We start from the raw sequence: 17175 nt of genomic DNA, 5'->3' as shown, positions 1-17175 counted from the left end.
CGGACCGTCATGAACTGGATCACCACTCTGGACGACCTTCACCGCCACTACGGCCAACCCGCCGAAGCCTCGACCGTCAAGGTCACGCCGCATCTCATCCCCGCCTACCGCGACTGGATCGACCGGGCACGCTTCTGCGTCCTGACCACCGTGGGCCCCGAGGGCACCGATGGCTCGCCACGCGGCGACGAGGGGCCGGTGGTCGCGGTACTCGATCCGCAGACGCTGGCACTGCCCGACTGGCTCGGCAACAACCGTATCGACAGCCTGCGCAACATCGTCCGCGACGGGCGGGTCAGCCTGATGTTCCTGATCCCCGGCGCGTTGAATGCCCTGCGGGTCAACGGGACCGCCAGGCTGACTGCCGACCCTGACCTCCGCGCCCGCTTCGACCGCGCGGGAAAACAGCCCCGGACCGTCATCGTGATCCGCATCGCCGAGGTCTACTCGCAATGTGCCCGCGCCCTGATCCGCTCCGCGCTGTGGACTTCGGGCGACCAGTCGGCGGGCCTGCCCACGGTGGGCGACATGCTGCGCGAGATCACCGAGGGCGGGATCGACGGCCGGGCCTATGACGCCGACTGGCCGGGCCGGGCCGCGCAGACGATGTGGTAGGCCCGTCGGCAACTTCGTCCCTCCTCGCCATGGCCCCCTTCCGACAAGAAGCCGAAGGCGCACGAGGAGGCGTCGTTTCAGGGCCCGGTCAAACCTTTCCAAATCCTGAACGTCCGCGGCCAACCCATTGATTTCATTTGCCGCAAAATTCTGTCCACCGTGGACAGGTCAGCTCAGCGGGCAGTCGGCGACCTCCAGATCCAGCGCCAGCTTCGCCTGCGGCCCGTAGCCCAGCCCCGAGACGTTGACATAAAGCGCGCCCGTCTCGGCCCAGACCTCGGTCACTTTCATCGTCGTCTCCGCGGGATCGACGGCAACATGCTCGAACAGCGCGCAGTCCGTCTCGAACCGCAGGACATAGCCGTTGAACTTCGCCTCGTAGAACCGCCCGATCCCCTTCGGATAGCTCAGCTCGATCCGCGTCGGTCCGATTTCGACATCCACGGGCACCACGTCGAGGCCGCCGGTGAACCCTTCCCGGTCCAACCCGAACTCGGTGCCCTGCCCCACCGTCACCGTCCGCCCCCGCGCGACCAGAAGCGGGGCCTCGCGATCATCCCAGGTCTCGACCGTGAACGTCACCAGCCGCCCCTCCAGCGTCCCGGCGTGGGCAGGAAATGCGATCAGCCCGGCAAGGCCTGCGGCTGCCCAGGCTTTCAAGCCGCCAGCCCTTTCGAGCCCATGTCGATGTACTTCTGCCGCCGGTCCCGGACCAGCGCCTCGGGCTTCTTGCCGACAAGCTCGCCCAGCATTGCCTCGATCGCCTTGCCCACCGCCTCGATCGCCTCTTTCGGCGCCCGCTGGGCCCCGCCCACCGGTTCCTTCACGATCCGGTCGATGATCCCCAGCTTCTGCAAGTCCTGTGCCGTCAGCCGCAGGGCCTCGGCCGCCTCGCGCATCTTTTCGGCGTCCTTCCACAGGATCGAGGCGCAGCCTTCCGGAGAGATCACCGAGTAGACCGAATGCTCCAGCATCGCCACCCGGTTCGCCGTGGCGAAGGCCACCGCCCCGCCCGATCCACCCTCGCCGATCACCACCGAGATCAGCGGCACGCCGATGGCGAGGCACTTCTCGGTCGACCGGGCGATGGCCTCGGCCTGACCACGCTCCTCGGCGCCCTTGCCGGGATAGGCCCCGGCGGTGTCGATCAGCGTGATCACCGGCAGGCGGAAGCGGTCGGCCATGTCCATCAGCCGGATCGCCTTGCGGTAGCCCTCGGGCCGAGCCATGCCGAAGTTGCGCTGGATGCGGGATTTGGTGTCGTTGCCCTTTTCGTGCCCGATCACCATCACCGGCTGGTCGTTGAACCGGGCAAGTCCCCCCATCACCGCATGGTCGTCGGCAAAGGCCCGGTCCCCGGCCAGCGCGGTATATTCGGTGAAGAGCGCCTCGATATAATCCTGGCAATGCGGCCGGTCGGGGTGGCGGGCCACCTGGCATTTCTGCCAGGCCGTCAGCGTCTTGTAGAGATCCCGCAGCGCCTGGTCGGCCTTGCGGTCCAGCGCCTCGGCCTCTTTCGACATGTCGACGCCACCGCCGGTCTTCGCCATGGCACGCAGTTCTTCCGCCTTGCCTTCGATGTCGGCGAGGGGTTTTTCGAATTCGAGGTATTGCATGGCGCTTCCTTACCGGGACCGTCCTTATATGCCCGCGGGGAATGCCTGATGCAACTCGGCAAGATTTGTGCGGCGGCGTCGTGCAAGGATGGCCGGGCGAAAGGGGCAGGCAAGATGGCGAATGCGAACGAGAAACGGCTGCTGCGGGTGTTGGACCACATCCACGACAACCCCGCCGGGGACCTGTCTCTGGATGCCCTGTCCGACGTCGCCGCGATGAGCCGATTCCACTGGCATCGCGTCTTCCGCGCCATGACCGGCGAGACGCTGGCCCAGGCGGTGCGCCGGATCAGGATGCAGCGGGCCTCCTACCTGCTGGCGATGACCGACCAGCCGCTTGCCGCCATCGCCACCTCGATCGGGATGGAGAATCTGACAAGCTTCAACCGCGCCTTCGCAGAAGCTTTCCTGATGTCGCCCACCGCCTTTCGCAAGCGGGGCGAGTTGCGCCCCTTTGTCCGCCACATCCCAGCAAGGAGAGATGCCATGCACCCCGTCACCATCCGCACAGAAGACCCGATCCGGCTTGCCGCACTGCCGCACAGGGGCGCCTATCACGAGATTTCGCGGGCCTTCCAGCAGCTGTCCGCCCTCATGGCCAGTCGCAACCTGTTCCCAAGCGCCGGGCGGATGATCGCGGTCTTTCACGACGACCCGCAGTCGGTCGCCGAAGCCGATCTGCGCAGTCATGCCGGGTTCGAGATCAGGGGCCCGGCCGACCTGTCCCCGCCGCTTGAGGAAGTCTCGCTTCCCGGCGGTCGACAGGCGGTGCTGACCTACAGGGGACCCTACGCCGGCCTGCCCGCCGCCTATGACGAATTGTTCGGAATCTGGCTGCCGCAGTCGGGCGAAGAGCCCGCCGACACGCCGTCTTTCGAGGTCTATCTCAACACGCCGATGGATACCGCGCCCGAAGAGCTGATCACCGAACTGCACCTGCCGTTGAAGTAGCTATCGGCTGGCTTCCTGCTCCAGCCGTTGCCGGGCGATGGATTCGCGCTTCTCGGCGCGCATCTGGTCGTGGAAGGCCTGCTCCACATAGGCCATGTGGGCGGCCACCGCCGCCCGCGCCGCCGTCGGGTCGCGCGCCTGGATCGCGGCATTGATCGCCCGGTGCTGGTCCAGAAGCTGGTCCCGCGTCATCCGGTTCCGGAACATGACCTGCCGATTGTAGAACACGCCCTGCCGCAAAAGCTCGAACATCGAGCGCAGCATGTGCAGCATGATGACGTTGTGGCTGGCCTCGATGATCGCCATGTGAAACTCGGCATCCAGCTGCGCCTCGTCCGAAGGGTCGCGCTTCTGGTGCGCGGCTTCCATCTTGCCGAAGATCGTGTCGATCAATTTCAGGTCGGTCTCCGACCCCAAGGTCGCCGCCCGTTCCGCCGCCAGCCCCTCCATGTCGCGACGGAAGCTGATGTAGTCGATGACCGCCTCGTCATGGGTGGAGAAGAGCTGCGTCAAGGCCGGAGAGAAGGCCGAGCCCAGCACGTCCGCCACGAACACGCCCGATCCGGCGCGGCTGACCAGGAGCCCGCGGTCGGCCAGGTCGGCGATGGCATCGCGCAGGGAGGGACGCGAGACGCCCAGCTTGTCGGCCAGATCCCGCTCGGAGGGCAGCCGTTCGCCCGGCCGCAGGATGCCGCGCAGGATCAGCTGCTCGATCTGCCGCACGACCGAGTTCGACAGCTTCTCTGGCGTGACCTTGTGAAATGGCATGGCGAGCCCTGGTTATTGGTCCAGAAATATGACCGATTTCCGCAGATCACAATGAAAAAGGGGCCAGCCGCGGCTGACCCCCCGTTTCGATCCCGCAGAGCCTCAGCGGTTCGGGCGGATGATGATCTCCACCCGGCGGTTCTTCGCCCGGCCATCCGGCGTCAGGTTCGACGCGACCGGCTGATCCTCGCCCCTGCCATAGGCCGAGATGCGGTTGCCCGGCACACCGCTGTCGCGCAGCACGCCCGCGACCGAGACGGCGCGACGCTGCGACAGGTCCTGGTTGTAGGCGGCGGACCCGGTGTTGTCGGTATGGCCGATCACCTCGATCCGGCTGTTGGGATAGCGCAGCAGGCTTGCCGCCACCGCGCGCAGGTCGGCGGTCAGGTCCGGCCGGACCGAAGCGCTGTCGGTTGCGAACAGCAGGTCCTGCGGCATGTTCACGATCAGGTAGTCGCCGGTGTTCGTGACCGAGATGTTGGAATTCAGCGAGCCGCGCAGTTCGGCGGCCTGGCGGTCAAGGTCCGCGCCGATCACCGCGCCCGTACCGGCACCCAGGGCGCCGCCGACGATCGCGCCCTTCAGCTCGTCGCCATCGCCCGAAACCGCAACACCCGCCAAGGCGCCGGTGATGCCGCCGATGATCGCGCCATTGCGCTGCCGGGCATTCGGGTCGTTCGGATAGGCATTGGGATCGACGCAGGCGGTCAGGAACAGCGTACCCGTTGCCGCCAGGATCAGTTGGGTCTTCATCATCATTTGTGCTCTCGCCTCAAGAATTCGCCCATTCGCGGGCCTGTGCCAGACCCGTGCCACAATACACGAACGTCGTCGAGAGGCTGCCGGTTCCCGAAGGCTTCGGCAGGGTTCCGCGCATTACAAATCTGTGCGAGCGGCCTCCCAGGCCAGCATGGCGCGCTTGCGCGGCAGGCCCCAGTGATAGCCGCCAAGGCCGCCGTCGCGGCGCATCGCCCGGTGGCAGGGGATCAGGAAAGAGATCGGATTGCGGCCCACCGCGGTGCCGACCGCCCGGTGTGCGCTGGGGTGGCCGATGGCCCCGGCAATGTCGGCATAGGTGGTGACATGACCCGAAGGGATCGCCAGAAGCGCCTCCCAGACCTTGATCTGGAACGGGGCGCCGATCAGGTGCAGGCTGGCGCTCCGCCCGCCCAGCGCCGCATCGACCAGGGGACGGATCGCCGTGGGATCCTCGACATAGGTGGCCCTGGGCCAGCGGCCGACCAGGTCTTCCAGTGCTGCCTCCGCGCCCATCTCGTCGGCAAAGCCCATGCCGCAGATGCCCTTGTCGGTCGCCATCACCAGCGCCGGGCCGAACGGGCTTTCGAACCAGCCCCAGCGGATTTCCAGCCCCGCCCCGCCCCGGGCATAGTCGCCGGGCGACATCGCTTCCCAGGTCAGGAACAGGTCATGCAGCCGCCCCGTCCCCGAAAGCCCGGTTTCCAGCGCGGTGCCCAGCATCGTATGCCGTTCGTTCAGCAGGCGTCGGGCATGGCCCAATGTCAGGTATTGCTGATAGCGCTTCGGGCTGACGCCGACCCACTGGCTGAAGAGGCGCTGGAAATGCGCAGGGCTCATGTTCATCCGCTGGGCGAGGTCCTCCAGCGTCAGCGCGGGGCCCTCTGCGTCGATCACCTGCAGCGCACGGGCGATCACCTGGTAGTGGTAGGCGGGGGACAGGTCGGTCATCGGTCTTCTCCTTGGACCCGCAATCTATTCTGGCCCCGACCGCGGTGCGACCCGTTTCCTGCGGCTTGTCGCGAGGCGGCTTTCGTGCTGCAAGGGACCCATGACACCGCAGCTTCCCTATGCCACGCTGAAACGGATCTTCGCGCGGTTTGCCGAAATCGAGCCGCATCCGAAGGGCGAGTTGGAACACCTCAACGCCTTCACCCTGCTGGTGGCGGTGGCGCTGTCGGCGCAGGCCACCGATGCCGGGGTGAACAAGGCCACCCGCAAGCTGTTCCAGATCGCCGACACCCCGGAAAAGATGCTGGCGCTGGGAGAGGAGGGGCTGATTGAACATATCCGCACCATCGGCCTCTATCGCAACAAGGCGAAGAACGTCATCAGGCTCTCGCGCCTCCTGATCGAAAACTTCGGGGGCGAGGTACCGTCCTCCCGGGCCGCGCTGACGACGCTGCCGGGGGTGGGCCGCAAGACGGCGAACGTGGTCTTGAACATGTGGTTCCACCACCCCGCCCAGGCGGTCGACACCCATATCTTCCGCGTCGGCAACCGCACCGGCATCGCGCCCGGCAAGGACGAGGCGGCGGTGGAGCGGGCGATCGAGGACAATGTCCCGGCAGAGTACCAGCAGCATGCGCATCACTGGCTTATCCTGCACGGCCGGTATATCTGCACCGCGCGCAAGCCCCGCTGCGGCATCTGCCCGATCCGCGACTGGTGCCTTTATGAGGAAAAGACCGCATGAAATCCTATCAGGTTGTCGGCATCGGCAATGCCATCGTCGATGTGTTCTCCTCTGCCGATGACAGTTTCCTTGACCTGATGGGCATCCAGAAGGGCATCATGCAGCTTGTCGAACGCGAGCGGGGAGAGCTTCTCTATGGCGCGATGACCAACCGCCAGCAGGCCCCCGGCGGGTCGGTGGCGAACACGCTGGCGGGTCTTGGCAACCTTGGGCTGACCACCGGCTTCATCGGTCGGGTCCATGACGATGCGCTCGGTCGGTTCTATGCGCAGACCATGGCGAAGGAAGGCACAGACTTCGTCAACCCGCCGGTGCCGGGGGGCGAACTTCCGACCTCGCGCTCGATGATCTTCGTGTCGCCGGACGGGGAGCGGTCGATGAACACCTATCTTGGCATTTCCTCCGAGCTTGGCCCCGATGACGTGTCCGACTCTGTGGCGGGCAGCGCCGAGATCCTGTTCCTCGAAGGCTATCTCTACGACAAGCCGAAGGGGATGCAGGCTTTCGAACGGGCGGTCGAGCTGTGCCACAAGGCGGGTGGCAAGGCCGGGATCGCGCTCAGCGACCCGTTCTGCGTCGACCGCCACCGCCCGGACTTCCGGCGTCTGGTCAAGTCATTGGACTACGTCATCGGCAACGAGCACGAATGGTGCTCGCTGTACCAGACCGACCTTTCCGCCGCACTGGAGCAGGCGGCGGCGGATTCGGGGCTGGTGGTCTGCACAAGGTCGGGCCATGACGTGATCGTGGTGCGGGGTGACGAGGAGGCCGTCGTCCCGGTCAGGCGCGTGGTGCCGGTCGACGCCACCGGCGCGGGCGACCAGTTCGCCGCCGGATTCCTGTACGGCCTTGCCACCGGCCAGTCGCTGTCGACGTCGGGGCGCATGGGCTGCGTTGCAGCTGCCGAGGTGATCAGCCATTTCGGCGCGCGGCCCGAAACCGACCTCAAGGCGCTGTTCCACAAGGAAGGCCTGATCTAGACGGATCTGCCGTGCGGTCCTGTGCCGGGGGCGGGGCCATTGGCTGGTCCCTGATCCGGCTTCATCCCCGTCAGGCAGCATCCAGCCAGGGCCGCAAAAGCGCCATGGGATGGGCCCGCAAGGTCAGACGCATCGCCACATAATCCTCGACCACCGCTTCGCCCAGCGTCATCTCGCGGAAGTGGACGGCAGGCTCCGTGATGCCCTCGCCGTCCAGGTCGTCCGCGAACAGCGGCAGGGGGGCGCCCTCGGCCAGCGCCTCTGCCGCCCAGAGCGCATCGCGCCGCGACAGGCCCAGGGCGGCGAAGGCATCCGCCTCGGCCAGGCGCGCCAGGATTGCGGGGGTCACCCCCGCCCGGCGCCAGACATCCTCGACCGTCTGGTAGCCGTTGCCCCGCGCTCCGCTGATCCAGCGCGCCTCCTCCTCGGCGATACCCTTGATCTGCCGGAACCCCAGCCGCAGCGCCAGTTCCGGAGCTTTCTCCGGCCGGTTCAGCCATTCCATCCGGTTGTCCCAATGGCTCGCCTGGATACAGGGCGGCAGCACGGTCACGCCATGTTCCCGCGCATCCCGCACGATCTGCGCCGGGGCGTAGAAGCCCATCGGCTGGCTGTTGAGAAGCGCGCAGGCGAAGATGCCGGGATGGTGCCGCTTCACCCAGGCACTGGCATAGACCAGCAGCGCAAAGCTTGCGGCATGGCTTTCGGGGAAACCGTAGCTCCCGAACCCCTCGATCTGGGCAAAGCAGCGGCGGGCGAAATCCTCGTCATAGCCCTTGGCCAGCATCCCTCCGATGAAACGGTCGCTGAATTCGCTGACCGACCCATGTTTCTTGAACGTCGCCAGCGAGCGCCGCAGCCGGTCCGCCTCATCGGGCGAGAACCCCGCCCCCACGATGGCGATCTGCATCGCCTGCTCCTGGAAAAGGGGCACCCCCAGCGTCTTGCCCAGCACCCGGCCCAGTTCGTCGGACGGAAAGCTCACCTTCTCCTGCCCGTTCCGCCGCCGCAGGAACGGATGCACCATGTCGCCCTGGATCGGACCGGGGCGGATGATCGCCACCTGGATCACCAGGTCGTAGAAGCATTTCGGCTTCATCCGCGGCAGGAAGTTCATCTGCGCCCGGCTTTCCACCTGGAACACCCCCAGTGAATCCGCCCGGCAAAGCATCCGGTAGGTTTCCGGGTCCTCGGGCGGCAGGGTCGCCAGGGTGAAATGCTGGTGGTGATGCCTTTCCAGAAGATCGAACGCCTTGCGGATGCAGCTCAGCATTCCCAGCGCCAGCACGTCCACCTTCAGGATCTTCAGCGTGTCGATGTCGTCCTTGTCCCAGGGGATGACCGTGCGATCCTCCATCGTGGCATTCTCCACGGGCACGAGCTCATCCAGCCGGCCTTCGGTGATGATGAACCCGCCCACATGCTGCGACAGGTGGCGCGGAAACCCCTGGATCTCGTCGATCAGCTGCAGGGTCTGGGCCAGCCGCGGATCGGCGGGGTCAAGGCCGATCTCCTTCAGCCGCGTCTCCGTCATCGCCCCGGGCCCGCCCCAGCCCCAGATCTGGCTGGACATCGCGGCCAGCGTGTCTTCGGACAGGCCCATCGCGCGCCCCACTTCGCGCACCGCCCGCTTGCCGCGATAATGGATCACCGTCGCGCACAGCCCCGCCCGGTGGCGACCATATTTCTCGTAGATGTGCTGGATCACCTCTTCCCGGCGCTCATGCTCGAAATCGACGTCGATGTCGGGCGGCTCGTTCCGCGCCTCGCTGATGAAGCGTTCGAACACCATCGTCCCGATCTCGGGCGAAACCGAGGTCACGCCCAACGCATAGCAGACCACCGAATTTGCCGCCGAGCCCCGCCCCTGGCACAGGATGCCCCGCGCACGGGCAAAGTCCACGATGTCCCGCACCGTCAGGAAATAGGGCTCGTAGCGCAGCCTGGCGATCAGCTCCAGCTCATGCGCCATCTGCGCATGCACCCGGTCCGGCACCCCCTCGGGATAACGCCGGTCCAGCCCCGCCTCGGCCAGCCGGGCCAGCCTTTGCGCCGCACTTTCCCCGCCTGAAACCTCGGACGGATATTCATACTGCAACTCGTCCAGCGAGAAACCCGCCCGCGCCGCCACCTCTCCCGCCCGCGCCACCGCTGCCTCATGGCCCGCGAAGAGCCGCAGCATTTCCCCCTCCGACCGCAACCGCCCCTCATTGTTCGGCAGGGCCTTGCGCCCCAGCCGGTCGACCGGCACCCCCAGCCGGATCGCCGTCAGCACATCGGCCAGCCGCCGCCGCCGCCCGTGGTGCAGGAAGGGCAGCGCCGTCGCCACCGTGGGCACCCCCAGCGCCGAAGCCGCCCGCGACAGCCGCTGGAACCGCCCCTGGTCCTGCCCGTCATAGCGCGGCGCCAGCGCAAGGCTCACCTGCCCCGGAAACCGCGCCACCAGCCGGGCGACATGCGCGCGCCAGCGCTTCGGCTCCATCCCCTCGCCCGCCATGGCCAGCGTCAGCCGCTGGTCGGGCGCCAGGACAAGCAGCTCCATCCCCTCGCCCCATTCCAGCAGGTCCGCCAGGTCCAGCCGACAGTCGCCCTTCACCGCCCGCAACCGGCCGAGGCTCAGGAGACGACAAAGCCGCCCCCAGCCCGCCCGGTCGCGCGGCAGGCATGTCACCTGGAACCCGTCCGCCAGGACCACCCGCGCCGCCGGGATCAGCCGCACCCTCGGCCCCCCGTCCCGCGCCAGCTCCCGCGCCTTGGTATGCGCCCGCACGATCCCGGCAACCGAGTTCACATCGGCCACCGCAATCGCCGCCATCCCCATTCCGGCGGCGCGCAGGACCATCTCCTCGGGGTGCGAGGCCCCGGTGAGAAAGGTGAAATTTGTCAGCGCCGACAACTCGACGAAGGGCATGGCGGGCGACTCAGGTCCAGAACAAAGAAGGAACATACTGCCATGTTCCGCCGGCTCAGGCCAGCCGCTTCACCGCCTCCGCCACCCGCGCCGCGATCCCCGGCAAAGCCTCGGACCGCAGGTCTGGCGCCCCGACCTCAAGAAACGGCACCGCCATCCGCGCCCGGTGCTTGCCGTAGCGCGGGTCATAGTGCCGCTCCATCAGCCCGTCCGCCAGCGCCGCGAACTGACCCGAGGTCGCCAGCCCCAGCCACTCCTCGATCACCTCGGCGGAATGCAGCGGCTTGAGAAGCCCCACCGTCGCCGCCAACCGGTCCGCATCCGCCGTCAGGTCGCAGTAGGCCCGCGCCAGATATTCTGCACGCGCTGGCCTTGGCGCCGCAATCGCCACCCGGGGCGCCGCGACCATCGCCTTCCAGATCTCCGGCGGCAGGCGGCAATTGCCAATTTTCGAACTCTCCGCCTCGATCACGACGGGTCGCGACGGATCCAAACCGGCAAGAGCCAACGCAAGCGCCCCCTCGAAGGCCTTCTGCGAAGGTTGCGGCCCCACCGCGCCGAACAGCGAGCCACGATGCCGTGCCAGCCCCTCAAGGTCGATCACCTGCACCCCGAAACCCGGCAGCAGGTTCAACACCTCGGTCTTCGCCGACCCGGTATTGCCATCCAGAACCACCACCGGCGCCCGGACGGGTGTGTCATAGACCTCACGCACCACCAGTCCCCGCCAGGTCTTGTAGCCGCCGGCCAGCGTTTCGACCCGCCAGCCGATCTGGCCCAGGATCGTCGCGAAGGACCCCGACCGCTGCCCGCCCCGCCAGCAATAGACCAGTGCGCGCCAGCCTCCCGGCTTGTCGGCCAGCGGCCCCTGCAAGTGCAGCGACGCATTCTTCGCCACCAGCGCCGCGCCGATCTTGCGGGCGGAAAACGGGCTCGCCTGCTTGTAGATCGTCCCGACCCGTGCCCGCTCCTCGTCGTCCAGCACGGGCAGCGAGATCGCTCCCGGCAGATGATCCTCGGCAAATTCCGCGGGCGAGCGCACGTCGATGATGTCATCGAAGCCATGCGTCGCCAGATCGGCCAGAGAGGTCAGGGTGATCGCCATCACGCAAGTCTTACCGACCCCGGCGGAAACGCGCCAGCCCGCTCGATTCGCCGGAAATCCTCACTCGCGTTGCAGCAGGGAAAGGCGCATGATTCAGCCTATGCGCGGCCTTGTCCTGATCCTCTCGCTCGCCCTTGCCGCCCCCGCCCTTGCGGGATCCGAACCGTCGCGGCTGACCGCCGCCGCGCGCGCGCAGGTGGGCGTGACGGTGATCTACGACCCGGCCTATGCGAAGCTCACCTTCCCCGGTGGTGATGTGCCGCGCGACCGGGGAGTCTGCACCGACGTGGTGATCCGCGCCCTGCGCGATGGCTGGGGGATCGACCTGCAACTCGCGGTGAACCGCGACATGCAGGCCGATTTCGCGGCCTATCCGGGCCTTTGGGGCCTGACCTCGACCGACCGCAACATCGACCACCGCCGGGTGCCGAACCTGCGGACACTCTTCGCCCATATCGGCGCCGAGGTGCCACTGGAAGAAGGCCCGACGCCCTATCTTCCCGGCGACATCGTCACCTGGACGCTTCCCGGCAACCTCGACCACATCGGCATCGTGTCGGACCGCCTTACGGCGGATGGCACGCCGCTGGTCTTGCACAACATCGGCCGCGGCGCGCAGGAGGAAGACATCCTCTTCGCCTATCCGATGACCGGGCACTACCGGATCGGCAAGGATCAGGCCAGGCGGCTTAAGGCGCTGGCCGACTGATCCGGCTTTCCGCAAGACATGGGCAAAATGCCCATCCTCTGCAGCCGCAGGTAGGGTGGGCAATTTGCCCACGCGCCTTTCCTCTCAAGCCTCCACCGTGCCGTCCATGGCCGTCTCCCGCGAACCCTGAACCGTAAAAATACTCCTAACGGCCGCGCCCAACCATTTGATTTCAAAGGCACCGAAAATCTGTCCACCGTGGACAGTCCGATCTACCACCCCGCCTCCAGCCGCCCGACCAGCGCTGCCAGCATCCCCCGGCAGCGCTCGATCTGCTCGACCGCAACGAATTCGTCCGGTTTGTGACCCTGGGCCATCGACCCCGGCCCGCAGATCACTGTCGGCACCCCGAGCCGGGCGTCGAAGAGGCCACCCTCGGTCCCGAAGGCCACCTTGATCGTCCCGTTCGCCCCGGTCAGCCCCTTGACGAAATTCACCACCGCCGCATCCGACGGCGTGCCAAGGCCGGGATAGTCCCAGAGCCGCTCCACCTTGATCGCCGCCTCCGGGAACTCCGCCCGCAGCGGTGCGACAATGGCCTCGGCCTCGGCCTCCAGCCGGGCGATCAGGCCCGCGACGTCTTCCCCCGCCAGGGACCGGATCTCGAAATCCAGCACCGCATGGTTCGGCACGATATTGACCTGCACCCCCCCCGACATCTTCCCCACATGCAGCGTCGAATAGGGCACGTCATAGTCCCCGTCCTTCAGCCCCGTCGCGGCAACCTCGGCCTGCAGGCGTCGCACCGCCCCCAGAAAATCGGCCGCCAGATGCAGCGCATTCAGGGCCAGCGGGGCAAGGGCCGAATGCCCCTCCCGCCCGGTGCAGGTCGCCCGCAGCGCGATCTTTCCCTTGTGGCCGGTCGCGACCTGCATCCCCGTCGGCTCCCCCACGATGCAGAAGCGCGGCTTCACCGGGGCCGCTGCCAGAAGGTCGATCAGCGACCGCACCCCCATGCACCCGATCTCCTCGTCATAGGACAGGGCGAGATGCAGCGGCACCGTCAGCGGGCGGCGCGCGGCGTCGACCATCGCCTCGATGGCGCAGGCGACGAAGCCCTTCATGTCCGCCGCCCCGCGCCCGTAGTAGCGCCCGTCCGCCTCGGTCAGCGCGAAGGGGGGCTTGGTCCAGACCTGGCCTTCGACCGGCACGACGTCGGTGTGCCCCGACAGCATCACGCCCTGCGCCCCTTCCGGCCCGGTCGAGGCAAAGAGGTTCGCCTTGCCACCCGACGGATCGGGGACCAGCGTCACGATCAGCCCCGCGCCTTCGAGAAGGCCCTTCACATAGTCCATCAGCGCGATGTTCGGCTTTGAACTCACCGTGTCGAAGGCCAGGAGCCGTTCCAGTATTTCGCGCATGTTCCCCTCCGTTTGACCCGTGCTACCGCGAAACCGGGGCGGCCGGAAGCTTTCCCGTCTTGTCCCTGCCGCCCGGCTTTGCCAAGGTCGCGGCACATTGCCGAAAGCCCGCCGATGCCGCGCCGTCTTGCCCTGTTCCTGTGCCTCTTCCTGGGCCTTGGACCCGCCCTTGCCGAAGCACCGAACCTTGCCGCCGAGGGTGCGGGGGGCCCGGGCGCGGCGAGCCAGCTGGTCCTGGCGCATCGCACCTACCGGATGGCCAGCGCCAGCGGCGACCCGATGCTGCTTCTGGCCGCGATCCGGCTGGCCCGGGGCGTCACCACCCGCCCGGCCCTTGGCTGGGACCGGCTGACCGAGGCCGAAGCGATCCCGGCCCCCGCGCCCGAGCGCGCGGGACCGCCAGATCCGGGCAGTGACGCGGCCCTGGCAGTGCTGCACGGGATGGCGATCGACGACCCGAACCTGCAGGATCTGGCCTATGATCTGGACGCGCAGGTGCCGCATGGCAGGGTGCCGGTTGTGACGGTCGCAGCCGCGGCTCTGGATGGCGGGGCTGCGGACGATTGGCGGATGCCGCTGTCCGGTGCGGTCCCTGTCGAGATCGCGGTGCTGGGCGATGGCGGCACGGCCCTGGGGTTGACCGTGGCCGACGATTCCGGCGCGGTTGTCTGCACCCGCCCGCCCGCGCTTGACCCGGCGCTGTGCCGGTTCACCCCGGCGCGCAACGGGTTCTTCATCGTGCAGGTGACGAACACCGGGGCGGAGTGGAACAGCTACCAGCTGATCGGCAACTGATGCAGGTGACGGAATTTGTCACATTTTGCCACCTTCTCAATCGCGTGATCGCCTGCAATGATCCTGACATTCCGGCCCATTCCGGGCTGGTCAACCCATAGGACCCGCCATGTCGATCAAATCCCTTTCGCTGATCCTTGCCACCACAGCCGTTGCGGCGCTGACCCTGCCCGTTCTTGCGCAGGACAAGACCGGCGTGAACGTCGGCGCTGCCGCCGAAGGTGCCGCACCCGGCGCAGCCTCGACGATGGGCCTGGCGCAGGAGTTGTACGCGCTGGGGGTTGCGCAGGGCGATGCCGTCACTGTGCTGGCCGCCGCCAAGCTGGCGGCCTCGGTCGAGGTGAAGACCGCCGAAGCCGCGGCGCTTGATCCGGCCAAGATCGCCTTTGCCGAAGGCGACCAGGAAAGCCTGCGCAAGAAGGCCGCCCCAGCCGCCCCCGCCGCGCCTGCGCCGATGATGAACGACGGCAGCCCGCGCGCTGTATCGAAGGCTACCTTCTTCAACGCCGCCAACGAGGATGAGGGCGCCGCCGACGCCCCGGTGACGGCGGATGCGATGTTCGCCAAGGCCACGGAACTGGCGGCGGATGACGAGGCTCTGCTGGGCCTGATCGAGGATGCCAAGGCCGAAACCGGCCGGGGCCGGATCGGCGGGGCGGTCGAATGGCTGTCGCGCCTGCCCTCGGGCCAGACCGATGTCTGGGAAATCCCCTACTACGGCAACTCCTACGCCGAGGTCGCCATCGTCGGCGACGGCGACGCGAACCTGGACGTGGCAGTGACCGACGAGAATGGCAACGTGATCTGCTATGACGTCAGCTGGTCGGACAAGCTCTACTGCGACTGGACCCCGGCCTGGGATGGCTATTTCTACGTCACCGTGCAGAACATGGGCGGGTCTCGGAACAGCTATTACCTGATGACGAACTGATCTAGCCGACAGGTCCTTCCGGGGGCCAGCGGTGCAAGCCGCTGGCCCCTTGCTATTGCGGTTCCACACCGGGGCCGTTGCACGTCTTGGCCGCTGCTCCCGGCCGGTCACACCCCCTAGGCGGCCGCGGCACTTGACTCGAAGTGTTGGGGAAAACATGAATGACCCGCTTCGCCCTGTCGGAAGCAACGGAGGAGGGCCGGGTTGGAATCGGGACTTTTCGACCTGACAGGCCGCCGGGCGCTGATCACCGGATCATCGCAGGGCATCGGCTTGGCGCTGGCAAAGGGCCTGGCGGCGGCTGGCGCAACAGTAATCTTGAACGCACGGGACCGGGCCAGGTTGACGGAAGCCGCGCTTGAGATTCCGGGCGCCCTGACGCTCGCCTTCGATGCAACCGACCATGCCGCCGTCCGCAGCAGCATCGACAGCTTCGAGGCGGACATCGGCCCGATCGACATCCTGGTCAACAACGCGGGGACGCAGCATCGCGCCCCGCTCGAGGATTTCCCGGAGGAAGCGTTCGAGCGGTTGCTCCAGACCAATATCGCCAGCGTCTTCCATGTCGGCCAGGCGGTGGCCCGCCACATGATCGGGCGCGGGCGTGGCAAGATCATCAACATTGCCAGCGTCCAGACAGCGCTTGCCCGCCCCTCCATCGCGCCCTACACGGCCACCAAGGGTGCGGTCGGCAACCTGACCAAGGGGATGGCGGCAGACTGGGCCCGGCACGGCCTGCAATGCAACGCGCTGGCCCCAGGCTATTTCGACACGCCGCTCAACGCCGCGCTGGTTGCCGACCCTGCCTTCACGGACTGGCTGGAAAGGCGCACCCCCGCCGGACGCTGGGGCAAGGTCGAGGAACTGGTCGGCGCCTGCATCTTCCTGGCCTCCGACGCCTCCAGTTTCGTCAATGGCCATGTGCTCTATGTGGACGGCGGGATCACGGCCTCGCTATGACACGTCAGCCAGCCCTTCGAGCCGTGATCATGGGCGTCGCCGGCTGCGGCAAGTCCTCGGTGGGCGAGGCAATGTCAGCAGCACTCGGCCTGCCCTATGTCGACGGCGACGATCTTCATCCGCCCGCGAATGTCGAAAGGATGCGGGCCGGAATTCCGCTGACCGATGCCGACCGCTGGCCCTGGCTTGACTGCGTGGCGACGGTGCTGGCGAGCGAGGCCCCGGTGATCGTCGGATGTTCCGCGCTGAAACGGGCCTACCGGGACCGCATTCGCCGGGGTGTCGACGGGCCGGTCCGCTTTGTCCACCTGTCCGGCAGCCGCAAGGTGATCGAGGGCCGCATGGCGAAGCGGGAGGGCCACTACATGCCGGTTTCCCTGCTCAACAGCCAGTTTGCGGCGCTGGAGGCCCCGGGTCCGGACGAAGCGCTGACCGTCGACATCGACCAGCCGCTGGCGGCCATCGTCGCGCGGATCATGCCCTTCCTGTCGGGCGACGCGCCCAAGGGCGGTCAGGCGTAGATGCACGCGCCCGAGACGATCGGGCTTTCGCCGGTTACGGAGGTGGTCCCTGACCCGCCGGTCACTGCCATCCATTCGGCAATCTCGCGTGGCATGGCGACTGAGCCCGGTGGAGCAAGCACGGCTTCGGCGTCGGCAAGGTCGCTACTGAGCAGATGCAAGGTCCGCTGGGCCATGAACGCCAGGCGCCCTGCGATTGGGGGTCTTGTGGGGGTATGGGGGGATTGGTTGCGGGGGCAGGATTTGAACCTGCGGCCTTCAGGTTATGAGCCTGACGAGCTACCGGGCTGCTCCACCCCGCGTCCGTTGTCCCGAGGGCTTGGAGTGCGATCGGGGGGTTGTCATCGTATGGAGTGAGATTGTCTCTTTTCAGGTCTGGCGGCGACCTACTCTCCCACGTCTTGAGACGCAGTACCATTGGCGTAGGCACACTTATCGGCCGAGTTCGGGATGGGATCGGGAGTTTTGTGCTTGCTATGACCACCAGACCGGAGAAGAGA

The 17175-nt window shown here is 67.2% G+C and carries 18 protein-coding genes, 1 tRNA gene and 1 rRNA gene; 9 read left to right on the top strand and 11 right to left on the bottom strand.

What is annotated here, in order from left to right:
* Positions 1–9: 9 nt before the first annotated feature.
* A complete protein-coding gene (locus JNL31_RS09080) occupies positions 10–615 on the top strand; it encodes a pyridoxamine 5'-phosphate oxidase family protein (RefSeq protein WP_294972535.1) in 606 nt (201 codons plus the stop codon).
* A gap of 168 nt (positions 616–783) precedes the next feature.
* Here JNL31_RS09080 and JNL31_RS09075 read toward each other — a convergent pair whose 3' ends face one another.
* Together JNL31_RS09075 and JNL31_RS09070 are read right to left on the bottom strand one after the other, a co-directional pair.
* Complete coding sequence (locus JNL31_RS09075) at positions 784–1275, bottom strand: hypothetical protein (RefSeq protein WP_294972533.1); 492 nt, start codon at positions 1273–1275, stop codon at positions 784–786.
* Positions 1272–2231 (bottom strand): acetyl-CoA carboxylase carboxyltransferase subunit alpha, encoded by a 960-nt coding sequence (locus JNL31_RS09070; RefSeq protein WP_294972530.1) that lies wholly within the window; start codon positions 2229–2231, stop codon positions 1272–1274. The genes JNL31_RS09075 and JNL31_RS09070 overlap by 4 nt, the downstream gene beginning before the upstream one ends.
* Positions 2232–2345: 114 nt before the next feature.
* Here JNL31_RS09070 and JNL31_RS09065 point away from each other — a divergent pair, with 114 nt between their 5' ends.
* A complete protein-coding gene (locus tag JNL31_RS09065; protein ID WP_294972527.1) occupies positions 2346–3182 on the top strand; it encodes a GyrI-like domain-containing protein in 837 nt (278 codons plus the stop codon).
* Here JNL31_RS09065 and JNL31_RS09060 read toward each other — a convergent pair whose 3' ends face one another.
* The 3 genes from JNL31_RS09060 to JNL31_RS09050 all read right to left on the bottom strand — a co-directional run bounded on the left by JNL31_RS09060 (position 3183) and on the right by JNL31_RS09050 (position 5657).
* Complete coding sequence (locus JNL31_RS09060; RefSeq protein ID WP_294972525.1) at positions 3183–3950, bottom strand: FCD domain-containing protein; 768 nt, start codon at positions 3948–3950, stop codon at positions 3183–3185.
* A 102-nt stretch (positions 3951–4052) separates the two neighbouring features.
* Positions 4053–4709, bottom strand: coding sequence for an OmpA family protein (locus tag JNL31_RS09055; protein ID WP_294972522.1), 657 nt, complete (start codon positions 4707–4709; stop codon positions 4053–4055).
* Between the two features lie 117 nt (positions 4710–4826).
* A complete protein-coding gene (locus tag JNL31_RS09050; RefSeq protein WP_294972519.1) occupies positions 4827–5657 on the bottom strand; it encodes a bifunctional helix-turn-helix domain-containing protein/methylated-DNA--[protein]-cysteine S-methyltransferase in 831 nt (276 codons plus the stop codon).
* A gap of 100 nt (positions 5658–5757) precedes the next feature.
* Between JNL31_RS09050 and nth the strand changes: the two genes are divergently transcribed.
* On the top strand, positions 5758–6402 hold the full coding sequence (gene nth / locus JNL31_RS09045) for an endonuclease III (protein WP_294972517.1): 645 nt from the start codon (positions 5758–5760) through the stop codon (positions 6400–6402).
* Complete coding sequence (locus JNL31_RS09040; RefSeq protein WP_294972515.1) at positions 6399–7382, top strand: adenosine kinase; 984 nt, start codon at positions 6399–6401, stop codon at positions 7380–7382. Before nth ends, JNL31_RS09040 begins: the two co-directional genes overlap by 4 nt.
* A gap of 70 nt (positions 7383–7452) precedes the next feature.
* Here the strand turns inward: JNL31_RS09040 and JNL31_RS09035 are convergent, their stop codons facing one another.
* Positions 7453–10293, bottom strand: a complete 2841-nt coding sequence (locus JNL31_RS09035) for an error-prone DNA polymerase (RefSeq protein WP_294972513.1) — start codon at positions 10291–10293, stop codon at positions 7453–7455.
* 55 nt (positions 10294–10348) lie between these two features.
* Entirely contained in the window at positions 10349–11398 is a 1050-nt protein-coding gene (gene mnmH, locus JNL31_RS09030; protein ID WP_294972511.1) for a tRNA 2-selenouridine(34) synthase MnmH, read from the bottom strand.
* Between the two features lie 88 nt (positions 11399–11486).
* Here mnmH and JNL31_RS09025 point away from each other — a divergent pair, with 88 nt between their 5' ends.
* A complete protein-coding gene (locus tag JNL31_RS09025) occupies positions 11487–12107 on the top strand; it encodes a DUF1287 domain-containing protein (protein WP_294972509.1) in 621 nt (206 codons plus the stop codon).
* Positions 12108–12319: 212 nt separating this feature from the next.
* Here the strand turns inward: JNL31_RS09025 and argE are convergent, their stop codons facing one another.
* Positions 12320–13468 carry an acetylornithine deacetylase gene (gene argE, locus JNL31_RS09020; RefSeq protein WP_294972508.1) on the bottom strand — a complete coding sequence of 383 codons (1149 nt, stop codon included), beginning with the start codon at positions 13466–13468 and terminating at the stop codon, positions 12320–12322.
* 114 nt (positions 13469–13582) lie between these two features.
* On the opposite strand from argE, the gene JNL31_RS09015 reads away from it, so the two are divergent.
* The 4 genes from JNL31_RS09015 (at position 13583) to JNL31_RS09000 (ending at position 16675) form a co-directional block, all read left to right on the top strand.
* Positions 13583–14263 carry a hypothetical protein gene (locus tag JNL31_RS09015; protein WP_294972506.1) on the top strand — a complete coding sequence of 227 codons (681 nt, stop codon included), beginning with the start codon at positions 13583–13585 and terminating at the stop codon, positions 14261–14263.
* Positions 14264–14372: 109 nt separating this feature from the next.
* Positions 14373–15194, top strand: a complete 822-nt coding sequence (locus JNL31_RS09010) for a hypothetical protein (protein WP_294972503.1) — start codon at positions 14373–14375, stop codon at positions 15192–15194.
* Between the two features lie 204 nt (positions 15195–15398).
* Complete coding sequence (locus JNL31_RS09005) at positions 15399–16154, top strand: SDR family oxidoreductase (protein WP_294972501.1); 756 nt, start codon at positions 15399–15401, stop codon at positions 16152–16154.
* Positions 16151–16675 (top strand): gluconokinase, encoded by a 525-nt coding sequence (locus JNL31_RS09000; protein WP_294972498.1) that lies wholly within the window; start codon positions 16151–16153, stop codon positions 16673–16675. The genes JNL31_RS09005 and JNL31_RS09000 overlap by 4 nt, the downstream gene beginning before the upstream one ends.
* Here the strand turns inward: JNL31_RS09000 and JNL31_RS08995 are convergent.
* The 3 genes from JNL31_RS08995 to rrf form a co-directional block, all read right to left on the bottom strand.
* On the bottom strand, positions 16666–16797 hold the full coding sequence (locus JNL31_RS08995) for a hypothetical protein (RefSeq protein WP_294972497.1): 132 nt from the start codon (positions 16795–16797) through the stop codon (positions 16666–16668). The two genes, JNL31_RS09000 and JNL31_RS08995, sit on opposite strands and share 10 nt — an antisense overlap.
* 103 nt (positions 16798–16900) lie before the next feature.
* Positions 16901–16977, bottom strand: a tRNA-Met gene (locus tag JNL31_RS08990).
* A 71-nt stretch (positions 16978–17048) separates the two neighbouring features.
* Positions 17049–17163, bottom strand: a 5S ribosomal RNA gene (gene rrf, locus JNL31_RS08985).
* Positions 17164–17175: the final 12 nt, after the last annotated feature.

Origin of the sequence: Tabrizicola sp. (genome assembly GCF_016792905.1) — a bacterium.
In the GTDB taxonomy this organism is placed as follows: Bacteria; Pseudomonadota; Alphaproteobacteria; order Rhodobacterales; family Rhodobacteraceae; genus Tabrizicola.
The sequence above is the reverse complement of the archived record's forward strand: the minus strand, read 5'-3'. Positions and strand labels throughout refer to the sequence as shown.